11 protein-coding genes are annotated in these 14944 nt (G+C 42.6%); 3 read left to right on the top strand and 8 right to left on the bottom strand.

The features are described from left to right. Nucleotides 1-37: 37 nt before the first annotated feature. Genes E0F88_RS16825 through E0F88_RS16810 form a run of 4 tightly spaced genes read right to left on the bottom strand, consistent with a single transcriptional unit; the run spans nucleotide 38 to nucleotide 3052 of the window. Nucleotides 38-817: a glycosyltransferase family 2 protein gene (locus tag E0F88_RS16825; RefSeq protein ID WP_131959427.1), complete on the bottom strand. Its 780-nt coding sequence runs from the start codon at nucleotides 815-817 to the stop codon at nucleotides 38-40. 3 nt (nucleotides 818-820) lie between these two features. Continuing rightward, entirely contained in the window at nucleotides 821-1240 is a 420-nt protein-coding gene (locus tag E0F88_RS16820; RefSeq protein ID WP_131959426.1) for a sugar 3,4-ketoisomerase, read from the bottom strand. After that, nucleotides 1218-2240 carry a glycosyl transferase gene (locus tag E0F88_RS16815; RefSeq protein ID WP_131959425.1) on the bottom strand — a complete coding sequence of 341 codons (1023 nt, stop codon included), beginning with the start codon at nucleotides 2238-2240 and terminating at the stop codon, nucleotides 1218-1220. The genes E0F88_RS16820 and E0F88_RS16815 overlap by 23 nt, the downstream gene beginning before the upstream one ends. After that, nucleotides 2237-3052, bottom strand: coding sequence for a methyltransferase, TIGR04325 family (locus E0F88_RS16810; protein WP_229213792.1), 816 nt, complete (start codon nucleotides 3050-3052; stop codon nucleotides 2237-2239). The genes E0F88_RS16815 and E0F88_RS16810 overlap by 4 nt, the downstream gene beginning before the upstream one ends. Nucleotides 3053-4216: 1164 nt before the next feature. Here E0F88_RS16810 and E0F88_RS16805 point away from each other — a divergent pair. Continuing rightward, on the top strand, nucleotides 4217-6127 hold the full coding sequence (locus tag E0F88_RS16805; protein WP_131959424.1) for a tetratricopeptide repeat-containing sensor histidine kinase: 1911 nt from the start codon (nucleotides 4217-4219) through the stop codon (nucleotides 6125-6127). Here E0F88_RS16805 and E0F88_RS16800 read toward each other — a convergent pair whose 3' ends face one another. From E0F88_RS16800 to E0F88_RS16785, 4 genes are all read right to left on the bottom strand, one after another. Further along, entirely contained in the window at nucleotides 6128-6613 is a 486-nt protein-coding gene (locus tag E0F88_RS16800; protein ID WP_131959423.1) for a cytidine deaminase, read from the bottom strand. It lies immediately after the preceding gene. 85 nt (nucleotides 6614-6698) lie between these two features. After that, on the bottom strand, nucleotides 6699-7607 hold the full coding sequence (locus E0F88_RS16795) for a cation diffusion facilitator family transporter (protein ID WP_131959422.1): 909 nt from the start codon (nucleotides 7605-7607) through the stop codon (nucleotides 6699-6701). Nucleotides 7608-7693: 86 nt separating this feature from the next. Then, complete coding sequence (locus E0F88_RS16790) at nucleotides 7694-8782, bottom strand: hypothetical protein (protein ID WP_131959421.1); 1089 nt, start codon at nucleotides 8780-8782, stop codon at nucleotides 7694-7696. A 201-nt stretch (nucleotides 8783-8983) separates the two neighbouring features. Next, nucleotides 8984-9202, bottom strand: a complete 219-nt coding sequence (locus tag E0F88_RS16785; RefSeq protein WP_131959420.1) for a hypothetical protein — start codon at nucleotides 9200-9202, stop codon at nucleotides 8984-8986. A 1082-nt stretch (nucleotides 9203-10284) separates the two neighbouring features. Between E0F88_RS16785 and E0F88_RS16780 the strand changes: the two genes are divergently transcribed. Together E0F88_RS16780 and E0F88_RS16775 are read left to right on the top strand one after the other, a co-directional pair. Continuing rightward, on the top strand, nucleotides 10285-13467 hold the full coding sequence (locus E0F88_RS16780; protein WP_131959419.1) for a SusC/RagA family TonB-linked outer membrane protein: 3183 nt from the start codon (nucleotides 10285-10287) through the stop codon (nucleotides 13465-13467). Between the two features lie 11 nt (nucleotides 13468-13478). Further along, entirely contained in the window at nucleotides 13479-14903 is a 1425-nt protein-coding gene (locus E0F88_RS16775) for a SusD/RagB family nutrient-binding outer membrane lipoprotein (protein ID WP_131959418.1), read from the top strand. The last annotated feature ends 41 nt before the right edge of the window (nucleotides 14904-14944 follow it).

Raw genomic sequence — 14944 nt, 5'->3', positions numbered from 1 at the left:
CGTTTACGTGTTTGTGTCTGATAATCAACTTTGGCTCTCAGGCCTGATACTTGGGCAGGCCCAGAAACTTAAGGATTTTGTACGGCTTGGACCTTCTTAAAGCATCGATGTTTTCTTTCATATCCAGATAGCTCTCATAGTCCGTCTCAAAAAATGAAAAATCGTCTTTTAAAAGATTCATTTTCTCCTGCTGCATAAGCTGGCGGCTGCTCGGTGAACTGCTGATGCCATCTGTGTTAAATACCGAAACAGTCTGGCAGATATGTTTGTAGCTGGCTTTAAAAAGACCGATAGAGCGCACAAAAAAGGCCCAGTCGGCGCAGATTTTCATATTCTGATCATAAATGCCTGCTCTTTGAAAAAGGGTGCTTTTTATAAATGTGGACGGATGCGGTAAGGACTTGGAGATGAAATAAGAAAATGTCAGTTTCGCCGGATACAAACTATCCCTGTAAGTATCTTTATGCCCTACTCTCAGATTTCCATAGACAATTTCAACCCCATCGAGCTGGCCGGCAGCCTGACTTAGCGTATGCTGATCAAGCAGAAAATCGCCGCTATTCAAAAAAAGCAGGTATTCAGAGTTTGCCATTTTAATTCCCTTATTCATCGCATGGTATATTCCTTTGTCCGCCTCACTAACCCACCGGCAACAACCTGTCTGCTGTTCTTTAATCACCTCAACACTTCCGTCTGTTGAGCCTCCGTCTACGATGATGTATTCAAAATCCTGAAAGCTTTGCCCAAGCACGGATGTAATGGTTTTTTTCAGACCATCCCGGTTGTTGAGATTGACAGTGATAATGGTTAGTTTCATCGCTCAGGCATATTCAACGCTTAGCAGCTCCCTGGTGTTTGCCATTGTCTGCATTGTAACCGGGTATGGCTCGTAGATGTAATCGTCTGCATCGAAATGCTCGGAAGCAAAAACCATCAGTATTGCATCCGGACTAAATTCAAACATCTGATGCCAGTCATTTGGGTTTAGCACCAGGCACTTATCCGGCGAGTCGAGTGCAAAGGTTTCCATTTTAGTACCATCATTATTGGAAATGATACAGCTACCCTGCACGCATACAGCTGCCTGCACAGTTTTGTGATGACGATGCCCTCCGCGCACCGAATCATCGACACCATAAATGTAGAATATGCGCTTGATGGCAAACGGTATAACGCGCTCGATAACCGTGAGATTTCCTCTGGCGTCGGTGAAAGTTTTAAGACTGATTTGATAGGCCATACTGACGTTTTGCGAAATAGGATTGATGATAGTAATTTCTGAAACTGCCCTTCATGTAGAGAAGGAAAACGCGTTTAGGAGAATAAAAGACCTTTTTTACAGTAAGCGCCTCCTGATAAACCCCGATCTGAATGGGACTTTTTTGTCTTAAAAGCGAATTAATCTTTTGCAGGCTATTGATATAAGATCCGTAGATCAGTGTCAACAGGTTTTCGTTAAGCTGATAAGGGCCTGCGGGAATAAACACATTGGTTTTAAAGCAGCGGAAATTATGAAAGTGAAAAAAGACAACATCAAAGTTTATGCCGGTGCTGATCTGAGTTCCTATCAGATGACCTGAGTGTTTTTCAAAGCGGTACTGCTGCATATTCCAGGGAGCTACTCCCCCACCCAGATGCTGCAATTCATGCACACCTTCAAAACGGGTGCACCAGTCGTCAAGATACTTCTGATCCCCGAACTTATTGTCCTCCGCACGGTTATAACACCAATCCAGACAAGCCTGCTTCCACCATTGTAAAACCTTCTGACCACGGCTGTCGTTTTTGATACAAACAAATTGCACGCAATATTTTCCGCTTAGCTCAGTCTGGTCGTACTGCGGTGTATACCGATGCTCGGTAATCAGCACAGAGCTGTCTGCCATTTCCTCAATTAAAACCTCCGGATCAGAAAAAAACAAAAGATCAGCGTCAATATAAGTGCAGCTTTCAAGATCGAACCTTTTAATACAATAATCCAGACTTGCCGGCGTGCAGGTCCAGCAATACTCAGTCGGTGTGCGCGTAGGTTTGACGGCCAACAACTCTTTATCTTCAAACGCATCAAGTGATATCACCGTGGCTCTTTTCAGCTGCAAATCGCTTAGCGTATCGTAACAGCACTGATCGAAAGCGATGATATACAGATGAAAATCTGCACATTTTTTTTCCAGCGAATCATACATCGCCAGCCCGCGGGTCAGATAAGTCGAATTAAAAAGGGTACAAAAATTAATCATGGTTTGATTTTGAGAAAAAAACCTTTGTCTTTAGCCTGTGGTTTTCCATCAATACAAAGTATGGTCTCGCTGGGCACATAGGAGCTAAACTCAGCAAGAATGCTGTACTGATCGAAATGTCTGAGAAAATCATCCTGATTGAAAAACCAGCACGGATATGAAGCCTGGTAAATCGAAGGGTTCACATGCTGAACCGTAAGGCGGTCCTTACCGGAATCGGCAAACGAGGTCCGGTCGAATATAATATACTCCACACCCTGACGAGCTAATTCGGAAAGAAAGCGGTGCGGCTCGGGCAGATATTGCACCACGCTTGAGAGCAGAACGACATGGGGCCTGCAGGCCTTGATACCGTCTTTTAGGGTATAGTCAAATTTAAGTATGTCATCTTCAAACTCCGCTTTGCCACAGCTTACATAATTTGGCTGCTCAACCACATGCCAGCTGATCTTTTCCAGATGCGTCAAAAAATCTTTGATCTGATAAAAGCTGCTTCCCAGTGATCCTCCAAAATCAACTACGTGAAGCGTATTTCCGTGAGCAGAAGCTATGTGAAGAAGACAGCTGATCAGCGGATAAGGATATTCTTTCTGAGAAAACAATACAGAATCCCGTTCATAGACCGCTTGTCCGGATTTGATCCGGCTCAGTGACTGTTTTGTTTTCTCTAAAATATTGGCCTGTTGATACCCGGCTGTATCCGCGCTGGCAGCTTCCCAGGACGGGTAATCACCAAACCAGCCGTAAGGATTTTTGTTTTTCGGGGCAACGCCTATCTTACGAAGCAAACTTTTATAGTATAATTTTTCCAATAGAAATCTGGTAAAATTTGAGACAAAAAATCCAAAAAGGGTTGCTGAGAACACAACGCAGCCGGCCATCGATCTAAAACGATACACTGGAAATTACTTTCCGGTTGACAAAACGCAGAAGTTTACAGGCTTAATCACAAGATGATGTAATCGGTTAAATTCGTGTTGCACGAACGCCATCTTTACAGATTTTTTCTCAAGCCGGTAAATTCGATTTGTGGTCAGGAAAATGTGATGGAAGAAACTGCTTAACTGTCATTAGCCACAGACAATCTATAAGCGTTTGCAGCAGTGCTTTCAAAAAATGCAGATAACAATACATTGTTTCTGCCAGTCTGTAAGCGCTCACAGATTAGCCTGGCAAACGTCACCGGGCCAGAGGATTGGGTAAAAAAACTCAGCGAAAACATGAGCGATAATTTCAAATTGTTAGGGGCAATACGATTTACATCGAATAACTGTTCAGTAAATTAAACGATTTATTTTGATCTCTAAAAATGGCAAAATCCTTCTTACAACTCAGAAGGATAAACTTTGTTACCTGTTGACCATTTCGTCCTTTTGTTTACGAAAATGTTAATTACGGTTACATGACAAATAACCCTATTTATCCGTTTGAAACCGGCTGGTTTTGCCACGCCAAAACGAATGATTAACCATTTTTTTAGGCAGCGCTACATTTTGAAAATAACATCAGTACTTTCATATGTACCTGAAAAACAATATATTAAAAATTAAATATGATTTAAAAAAATTTGTAAATCATAAAACCGTTGCCAGGCAATGCCGCAAAATTCAATGGAAAGAAAAACCTCTTCTAAAACTTAGATCGCTGGTCTGCCGGAGCATTAGATCAATTTTTCCGGCGTAAAAAAAATTCCGGTTTCCAGATTAAAATTTTTTTAATCTGGCATTTTACAGTAGAAATTATTGTGCCCATTAGTATACTTGTGGCACATTTATCTCTTTTTTAAAACTGCACCTGCTTTTTCTTCACATTCAAAATTATTTATCTACTTAAAGACAGCGGACCACCTTGGCAAACAGGCCTCCTACTCCGGCGCAGAGGGGCAAATCAGGTGAACTATTAACAGCAAAGCTGCTTGTAATTCCCATCAAAAAACCCAATTTTGTTAAAAATACGTTGCCTGCACAATTCAACTTATGCAATCCTTTGTAAACAAGGTAAGACTGCTTCTGGCAGTGCTGTTGCTTTCCAGTTCGTCTTTCTTACATGTCTGCGGCCAGTCTAGCCGTCGGGATTCACTTCGGTCGCTTTTACAAACCAGTAAAAATCAGGATACCAATAAAGTTATTTTGCTCAATGATTTGGCCTACCAAAGCTACTCTTACAGCGTAAAAGACTTTAATACTTACAGCCAGCAGGCCCTTTTACTTTCCGAGAAGCTGTCTTACAGACGCGGCCAGGCCGTTGCCTATAAGAACATGGCTTTGTTTTATATGCTGATTCACGGAGATGTAACCTCACTGAAATATCTGAATGCATCTCTTTCGATTTTCTCATCATTAAAAGATTCGGCAAATATTGCCGGGGTCGTCAATTACATCGGCTGCTTTTATGCTTCCGTAAAAGATTACAAAAAGGCGCTGCCCTACTTTTTAAGATCAGAAACAATCCTGGGTGAGAGGCAAAATCCGATACGTTACACCATCTGGTCTAATACCGGAGCCTGCTATGAGGATCTTAAACAATATGGTAAGGCATCGCTTTATTATGATCGTATTAAAAAGCATGCAGACAAATCAAAAGACTACAGGTGGATTGTAACTTCATTGTATCAAACCGCATCGCTGCAAATGGCAAGACAGCAGTTTGACCAGGCGCTTTCAATGGGTAATCAGGCGCTTGGGATTATTCAAAGTCAAAATGTAAGCCCGCGTGAAGCACAGATTATTTATATGCTGATGGGTGATTTAGCCTTTAAGTTTAAAGACTATCAGCAGGCCAGAAAGTTCTACCAGCTTTGTGAAAGCTCCCTCACAAAACTGGGAAGTCGTGAGGATCTTTCGTTGATTTTTTACAAAAATCACCTTTTAGATTCGATTGCAGGCAATTTTCAAAGCGCCCTGGGAAATTTAAAAAAATATCAGCTCATCAAAGACAGCGTCATCAATCAAAACAAAAACCAGATCATTGCCCTGTATGATGTCAAGTACGAAGTCGATCAAAATGAAGCAAAAACAACACGGTTGATTGCAGAGAAAAATACAGACGACAAAGTCATTTTTTATCAGCGCCTGATTATTGGCGTGGCTCTGCTGGGGTTGTTCGTCATTATTTTTGCCTTATTGAGACTACGCAAACTCAATGATAAATTGCAGGATCTGAATTACAAAATCGCCCGGCAAAACACCGAGCTTGAAGAAGCAAACAGCGTCAAAACCAAAATTTTCTCTGTCATCGCTCACGATCTGCGCAGCCCGTTTGCCGAATTTGTCGGTATACTTGAACTGACGGAACATCAATTGATCAGTCAGGAAGAAATAACGGGTCTGTTGCCATCGATCAACCGCACGGTGCGCAGCACAATGGGGATGATGGATAACCTTTTGATTTGGTCTAAAAAGCAGATGAATGGTGTACAGATCAATCCTGAAAATATTGATCTGGCTGGTCTTGTCAGCGATGGCATTGAAAAACTGCAAACCCAAGTCAGTAAAAAGAACCTGATTGTAACAACTAGTCATTTGGAAAAAACTTCCGGCTGGGCCGACGCAGAAATGATCCGTATCGTAATCAGAAACCTTTTATCCAACGCGGTTAAATTCACCGCCCCGCAAGGCAGCATCCGTATCGAATCATACAACTCAGACAAAGAAGTTATTCTAACCATCAAAGACAGTGGGGTTGGTCTGAGTCCGGTGCAGTTGAATCAGCTATTTTCTTTACACATCCAAAGCACAAAAGGAACCCAAAACGAGTCAGGAACAGGCTTGGGACTAACCATATGCCGGGATCTGATTGAGCTCAACAATGGCAGTATCCGAGCCGAAAGTGTCCTTGGACAGGGCAGCACTTTTTATGTGAGCTTACCCCTGCAAAAACAGCTGTAACTATAAATTACTCGACGAAAATGCCAGCGGAAGCAAGTGGCGCGCGCTGTCTATCAAAATTATTTTTCCGGCCGGACTGCTTAGAAGAATCTGTATCTCATCTGACTGACGGTCTGCAACTTCCAGAATACTTTGCCGGCAAATCCCGCAGGGAGAAAGTATGTTCTCATCCATCTCATCGCTTTGCGCATTGGTGTAGGCTATGGCAATTGCCTGAATTTTTTCGGAAGGGAAAAGCGACGATACGGCGGACAAGGCCACGCGCTCAGCACAGATACCGGCAGGGAAAGAAGCGTTTTCCTGGTTACCACCTTTTACAATTTCACCATTTTGCAGCAGTATTGCCGCCCCGACATGAAACTTAGAGTAAGGCGCATAGGACAACGCAACGGCGGATCTGGCCGCGGCCAATAAGTTTTGCAGGGCTAAATCCAGCTCATTATCGCTGGTTAGCAACTGAAAATCAAAAGAAACTTGCTGTTTCATGCCAATAAATGATTGATTAACCTTTCTAAACTTTGGCTAATATAAGCGCTCTAGCGAAATAAAAGCCCACCTGATCAAATGCTTGTTAATTACCTTCAACGGTCTGTGGCTGAATGATCACAAAACGAATTAGAGGAAAGGCGTCTTTGACAGACTTACGGATGCGTTCAATTGAATCTGTAATGTCTTCTGTGTCGATATCAGCCTTGAATACAACGATCAGCATCAGTAGCACTTCGGTAGGCGACTGATAGGTTGACATCATACTCAAAACTTTTAAGACCGCCTGGTCTTGTTCTGCCAAAGCTCTTATTTTTTCCTGTGTCTCCGGCGCTATGCCCTCTCCCATTAGAAGACTCCGGCTTTCTCTGGCCAGAATCGCAGATACGAACACAAGCAGCAGGCCGATCATCACAGAAGCTATTCCGTCCAGGTAAACGATTTGAAAATGATGCCCGATGATCATAAAGACAAATACGATCAATAGTCCCAGCACTGCAGCACCGTCTTCGAAAAGAACCAGAAAGCTTGACGGGTCTTTGCTTTTTACTATCGCATTCCACCAGCTCAGACCATTTCGGACTTTGTCAAATTCTTTAATGGCAACAAACAGCGACCAGCCTTCCAGCAAAATCGACATACCAATTACGGCGTAATTCCATGTTGGGTCTCCAAGCGCTTCGGGCTCAATAATATGCAAAATTCCCTGGAAGATCGAAATCCCCCCGCCGAGACCAAAAATCAGGATGGAGACGATAAATGACCAAAAATAAAGCTCTTTGCCATATCCAAAAGGCCTCAGGGCGTCTGCTGGTTTTTTACTTCGTTTAAGTCCGTAAAGTAGAAGGAGCTGATTAACCGTATCGACCAGCGAGTGAATTCCCTCGGATATCATCGAAGAGCTGTTCGAATAAGCTCCGGCGGCAAACTTGGTGACAGCTATAAGTACATTGGCAATTAATGCACTGTAAATTGATTTATTGTTTTTGGCCATCAGGCAAAAAGGATATTAACTAAAATTTATTAGTTCTCTAAACTTATGCCAGAGGGGAATCAATCACGAAATATACTTCACAGCTTTTAGTCCTTTACAGAAAGTAAACCCTGAATTGGTAGCCCAAGCAGCATACCGGCAGACAACTTTTCACTTCCTCTTAAATTTCTCACAAGGCCTTGCCTGGTTTTTTCCTGCTGTTTAAGTAAATTATCCATAGAGAAGTAGGGCTGTAAGGTTAAAACCGGCTTATTCTTTTCCTTATTGAAAATATTGATAATTGTTCCGATCTGTATTTCGAATCGTCTTTTATCAGTTTCAAGCATACCGCTTCTAACAAAACCTGTTTTTACTGACAGGCCTGGGATAAAATTCTTTTTGGGCAACAAGTAGAACTCTCCACGCAGGTTGACAATAAATTTGTAACCTTTTTTGCTGGCCTGATCACGGAATATTCCACTTGTAGTTTCCTCCGAGATCACAGCATTGCCATTTGGTTCAATCAGGAGTGTATCCCTTTCATAATATTTTATTTCCTTAAAATCTTTTAGGTTATTCGCGACAATGCCCTCAATCCCTATACGATACAAGCGACTTGCTTTTTCAAGTACACTGTAAAACGAATACCATCCAGCAACCTTCGGAGTAAGAAACGTTGTATTTTTTGGATCGATTACCTGATTTTTTTCGTCCCGTCCATAAGTCTTGTAAGCGTTAATTCCAATGCCCGGAGAAATAGTGAGCCACTGCAAATTTTTCTTTGCCCAGTATGGTGCAGCCAATTCAATCTCTTTACTTGACAGTTGCGTATCCCTTGTCGCCAGTCGTGACAAAACGTCTTTCAAGTCGGTTAGCAGTTTATCCAGCCTCGCATCTCTCCTTCCTAAACCACTGAATATAAATTCATTAACATCCCTAACAGTTCTAGCGGAATCAAGTTTTGAAAAATAAACCTTGGCTAATTTTACATATAATTTGTCGAACGAATCTCCTGAGTATGCTCTTTGATCAAAAGACTTATTGAGATCATCAGATATCACCCTAGCACAATAATTTTTTGAAACAAATTCGTCAGCATCTTCTAACTTAGGAAGTACAGAAGTTTTAATAACGCCATAAGCCTCCGAATCTATAATTTCAAGAAATGTCGCCAATACAAACGCTGTATCTACCATTTTCTAATTTAATGCAACATTTTTTACTGTAATAATCGGAGCAATAACCTTTTGTGCGTCTTTGGTGAATTCGTAGATATTTATCGCTGGTATGATGTGAAAGTTATATGTAAACTCAAATTTGCCATTGTATTTCCCCTTTTCAAATAGAGGAATTTTCTTATCCTTCTTTCCTGCACCAAATTCAAATGTCTGGATACCTCATTTTGTGGGTATCCTGCCCGTCAACTTAAGACTTGTTTCATCGTTGACATCAAGACTTACACTTGACACCGGAGATTGCTCGCCTATCAATACAAATTCCATGTCCCGTTTTACGAGTCTGTTAAACGCCCCGGGTGTAATCAGATCTACTGGTGTTGCCGGCGCGATAGCAGACTTCTTAAATTTTTTCTGAATAATTGCTGGTATAGCGAGCACATCATTTTGCAGTTTTTTATCATTTTTGAGTTCTTATTATTTCTTCATGCTTACTTGAGCGTTAGCAGGAACCCAAATCGATACAATTAATAACAAAATAAATGCAATAAAATTTCTATTGGCGGTGATTCCAAAATAGTTTTTCATAAGATTGAGATTTGAGAAGGGGTTTGTAAAGCTTTTGAATAATTTACAACAAAGATTAACTGGTTAACTGTACTATTACAATACCTACCTGAGGGTATATTTAATCAACCACTTAAATCAGTGTATCAATAATTTCTTGTGGGAACAGGAATTACTAAACACTTGTCGATCCACTCAGTTTATCTCTCCTGCTTCTCTTCGATGGTTCTTCGCCTACCCTGACAGGCAGCCCATCACAAATAACTGAATTTCTATTTTTTTCCAAATATTATTGCAAAAAACGAGTCATTAATAATATTTATTAAAAACAAAAAAGCAATTTGACGAAACATTATACAATAGAAGTTAATATAGCCCAATCTTAGGATAAAATTGGTTAACAATTCAAGTTGGTATTAGCTTAATATTGTATTGTTAATTACGCGCCGTGCACAGCAAAGAAACATCAGCTATTTTTTTGCTTCGTGCATTTCGATCTGACACATTTTCATTTTTATTAATTCAAAAATTCTGAACTAAACAGGCAGGATTTTAATCAGGCATGCTATAAAGTATATAGCTAAGCGTTAATTTAATGTATTTTATATTTTATTTGCTAATAGAGTATAGATACAAATAATGTCTGCGATTTATCGGTCCAATTACTCAGCTCTAAATGCTACAATTTAGACCTGACACGTTTTATTTACCTTAACAGAAATTCAATTAATTAAAATACAGTTAATTATAAAAATAAACCAAAAACTATTTTTCATTACTAATTAAAATAGGCAGCTACTTTTCGTGGCTGACTCTCAATTTTTATTGCATATCAAATTACATTCATTCAATGTAACTATCAGATCAACTGTGCCTGATTTTTAACTGACACCAATTGAATAAGCTAGTCAATTGATGTGGCTTTATTTTAAATTTCCTTAACCCAAATCCAAGCAATGAAAAAACATTTTCTATTAATACTGAGCTTACTGCTCATGCAAAATGTACTGGCCCAAACCAAAACAATTTCGGGAAAGGTTCTTGAAAAAGGCAATGAGACAGGCATTCCCGGCGTAACCATTAAGGTGGAAGGAACCAACACCGGAACACAGACAGATATTCAGGGAATTTTTCAAATCCAGGTTCCTGAAAATGGTGTAATCGTCGCTTCCTTTATCGGTTATGAGACCCAGCGCATTCAGCTTGATTCAAGATCGCAGTATGAAATTCAAATGCAGGTCAGCTCTACAACATTAAGCGAGGTTGTTGTTACTGCGCTGGGAATTTCCCGCGAAAAACGCTCACTGGGCTACTCCTCTCAGCAACTCGATGGAGACAACCTAACCACAGCATCGACAGGCAATGTGACCAGCGCTTTATCAGGCAAGGTTTCCGGTGTGCAGATCAGGACTAATACAGGCATTGGCGGCTCTGCCAATATCGTCATACGCGGTAACAAATCCCTGACCGGAGACAATCAGGCTTTGTATGTGATTGACGGTGTGCCGGTGGACAATTCCAATGCATCCACTTCCAACAACAGTTATGACTATGGCAATTTGGCCTCGGATTTGAATCCGGACGACATTGAATCGCTTAATATTCTTAAAGGCGCTGCTGCTACCGCGCTTTACGGTTCAAGAGCAGCAAACGGCGCTATCATTGTAACCACCAAAAAAGGCTCTAAAAAAGTAGGACTTGGCCTTTCGGTCAGCTCGGGCGTCACGATTGGTATTGTTGATAAAAATACGTTCCCAAAATATCAGCAGAGTTATGGCGCGGGTTATGGCGCTTTGAACGGAGCGGATAAAAAGAGTTTTTTTAATTCGGAAGATGTCAATGGCGACGGGGTGATCGATTTGGTGTCTCCTTACATGCAGTATGCCGGCTTTGGTGCAGCATATGATCCCAACCTGATGGTTTATCAATTTGACTCTTTTTACCCCGAGTCCCCAAATTACAAAAAAGCCTCTCCCTGGGTGCCGACAGACAACGGTCCGATCACATTGTTTAAAAAAGGATTCACTTCCACGAACAACATTGCACTGGCTGGCAACAACAAACAGTCATCCTACCGTCTGTCCTACTCGAATTATCTGGAAAACGGCACAGTACCATCCAGTAGTTTAAAGCGTCATAGTTTTTCGTTGAACAGCTCATTTAAACTTTCTGAGAAACTGACCGCCAGCGCGCTGGCCACTTACACAATTAGTAAAACAAGGGGCAGAAGTGAAAGAGGCTCAGGCTCCTCATTTAGCAATTTCATGGTCAACATGCGACAATACTGGCAGCCTAATGTAGACATGGGAAAAGTGAGATCGCTCTATGAAACGACAGGAAAAAACCTAACGCAGTTCCCCGGTGGAACCATCGATAATCCTTATTATCTGATTAACGAAAACCAGCAGTCTGATGACAGAACCCGTTTTGTGGGCAATGCCTCTCTTAATTACAAAGTGACCAAGTGGCTCGATGTTCTGGGCAGGATCTCTGCGGACAGCTACTCGTATCTGATGGAGGAAAGACAAAATACACTCAACCGTGTTCCGGCAAGATATACCGTCCGTAACAACAACTTTCAGGAGATTAATTATGATCTGATGGCCAATTACAATTTTGACATAGCCAAAAACCTCAACATGAGCGGTGTGGTCGGAACCAACATCCGTCGCAACAAACTGCAATCGATCTACAACGCGACCAACGGCGGACTGATCGTCAGTAAACTTTATTCGATATCCAACTCAGTCGGCACGCCGCCTCCGGCAGTCGAATCTTTCAGACAAACCGGTGTTAATGGTTATTTCGCTACCGTCTCACTGGGATACAAACATGCATTTTACCTCGACATTACATCACGGGTGGATCAGTCTTCGACACTGCCAAGCGGTTCGAATGCCTTCTTTTATCCTTCGATAGCGGGTAGCTTTGTTTTTTCTGAATATTGGAAAACAGATTTTCTATCTTTTGGAAAAATCCGCATCAACTATGCAGAAGTTGGTAATAGTGCTCAGCCGCTCAGTCTTGTCGACGTACTGACCAAACCGGTTGCTTTCGGAACCACGCAGCTTTACTCGGTTAACAGCACAAAAAACAATCCCACATTAAAACCTGAAAATACCGAAAGCTTTGAAGCAGGTATTGAAACGTCATTTTTAATGAGCCGGCTTGGTCTGAACCTTTCGGTTTACCGCACCAACACGATCAATCAGATCATGCCCGTGGCAGTAACCGCAGCGACGGGATATACCAACAAATATGTCAATGCGGGCGCACTGCAAAACAAGGGACTTGAAATTACGCTTACCGGAAAGATATTGGCAAAAACCGCTGTAAAGTGGGATGTGAATGTAAACTGGTCTGCCAACAGAAGCAAGGTTCTTTCACTATACGATGGCGTAACCAATCTGTCGCTGGGCTCATTTAGCACAGACATGTCTTTGAATGCAACCATCGGTCAGCCTTATGGAACCTGGTTTGGATCTGATTATGAATACATCGACGGCAAGCCTGTTGTAGACCAAACCACGGGAAAATATAAAAAGACGACCTCATCGAAAAACATTCTGGGTAATATGAATCCGGACTGGATCGGCGGAGTCACCAATACGGTTTCCTATAAAGGATTGAGCCTGAAATTTTTAGTGGACATGCAGCAAGGCGGAGACATCTTCTCTGAAGACATGGCGGTGGGTTCAAGAAACGGTTTGTATGAGAACACAGTCGGGATCAATGATTTGGGCAATCCGGTGAGAAACCCAATCGCGCAGGGCGGCGGCATTATACTCAACGGGGTAACCCCTGATGGGGCTGTCAACACGGTGCGCACAGAAATGGTTGACCGCAATCACGCTCTTGGAATACCGACAGCTCCGAGTGCGATGTATTTATATGATGCGTCTTATGTAAAATTAAGAGAAGTGTCGCTGAGCTATTCTGTTCCCACCGCGTTCGTAAAACGTTTGGGGCTGTTTGCAGCGCAGTTCTCTTTGGTGGGTTCGAATCTGTGGATCATTCACAAAAACCTACCAAATGCTGATCCTGAGGCAGGTTTGGGATCCGGCAATCTTCAGGGGTTCCAAACCGGGGTGTTTCCTACAACCCGCAATTTTGGCGCCAATCTTAAACTTACCTTCTAAATCAACTCACAATGAAGACTATAATAAAATCCCTATCGATTGCCTCGTTGCTGCTGTGCTCTTCCTGTGAGGATCTGACACTGCTGAACGTCGATGTAAAAAATGCTACGGTGGCCAGCGGGGAGACTTTTTTCGCCAATGCCCAGCGCGACTTATCGGATCACCTGCACTCCTCGACCTACCTGGCCAACGGGCCTGCTTCGGGAAGGCTCTTCGTGCAGCAGATCACATCGGTTACCTATCTGGAAGGGGTTACCTATGTTCAAAACTTTTCCTGGGATGCCCTGTACCGCGACGTACTCAAAGATTTCAGTGAAAGTGCAAAAGTCATTTCGGCCACTACGCCGCTCACTGCTGCTGAGGAAATCAAGAAAAAAAATCAGCTTGCTATCATCGAAATCATGTCGGTGTACACCTATTCGATACTTGTTGATTCTTATGGTAACATCCCATATTCACAGGCGCTTGATTTTAACAATGTGCTTCCAAAATACGATGATGCAAAAACGGTCTACCTGGATTTGATTAGCCGTCTGAGCGCAGCCACTGCCAGACTGGATGCAGCCGGAACAAGCTTTGGAAGTGCCGATCTGATTTACGCCGGCAATGTCTCGAAGTGGATTAAAATGGGCAACTCCTTAAAATTAAAACTCGGCATGCGCATCATCGACGCAGCACCTGCCGAGGCTGCGGCTGCTGTAAGTGCGGCGGTAACAAGCGGTGTTTTTACCAGTAATGCAGCCAATGCGCTGGTTACTTATTTGCCTGAATTTCCAAATTCAAATCCATGGTGGTCTTTTCTGGTCAGACAAAACCTCAAATACTACGTAGGAACAGATGTGTTTGTTAATACTATGAACGCAGTTTCCGATCCGCGGCGGACAGCTTTTTTCGCACCGGTCAACGGTCAGTATCTGGGAGCAGAATCTGGTGCGGTCAGCCGCTATGAAAGCTTCTCGGCACTGGGCAGCCGCTTTTTAGTACCGACACTGCCTAATATCATGCTGGATTACGCCTCGGTGGAATTTCTTCTGGCCGAAGCAGCTGAGCGGGGTATCGCGAATGTCACCAATGCGGAAAGTCATTACAATGCAGCCATCACGGCTTCTTTTCAATACTATGGCGTTAGCGGTATAGCTGCTTACCTTGCCCAGCCGGCAGTGAAGTACACAACGGCAGCGGGAAGCTGGAAACAAAAGATCGGAACCCAGAAATGGATTGCGCTTTTTGAGCAGGGATTTGAAGCATGGACTGAATACAGACGTTTGGACTTCCCGGTTCTAAAAGCGCCAGCGGCTGCCATGGCAGCGAAAGTACCTGTCCGTTTTATTTATCCGATCAGCGAACAAACCGTCAACGGCGGCAGCTATGATGCTGCTGCCAAGGAGATAGGAGGCGATCTTTACGCCACCCGTTTATTCTGGGATGTGCAATAAACTCTTTAAAATCTCCCCCAGCCTATCCCTTTTTAAAAACG

Origin of the sequence: Dyadobacter psychrotolerans, assembly GCF_004349265.1 — a bacterium.
GTDB classification, from domain to species: Bacteria; Bacteroidota; Bacteroidia; order Cytophagales; family Spirosomataceae; genus Dyadobacter; species Dyadobacter psychrotolerans.
The sequence above is the reverse complement of the archived record's forward strand: the minus strand, read 5'-3'. Positions and strand labels throughout refer to the sequence as shown.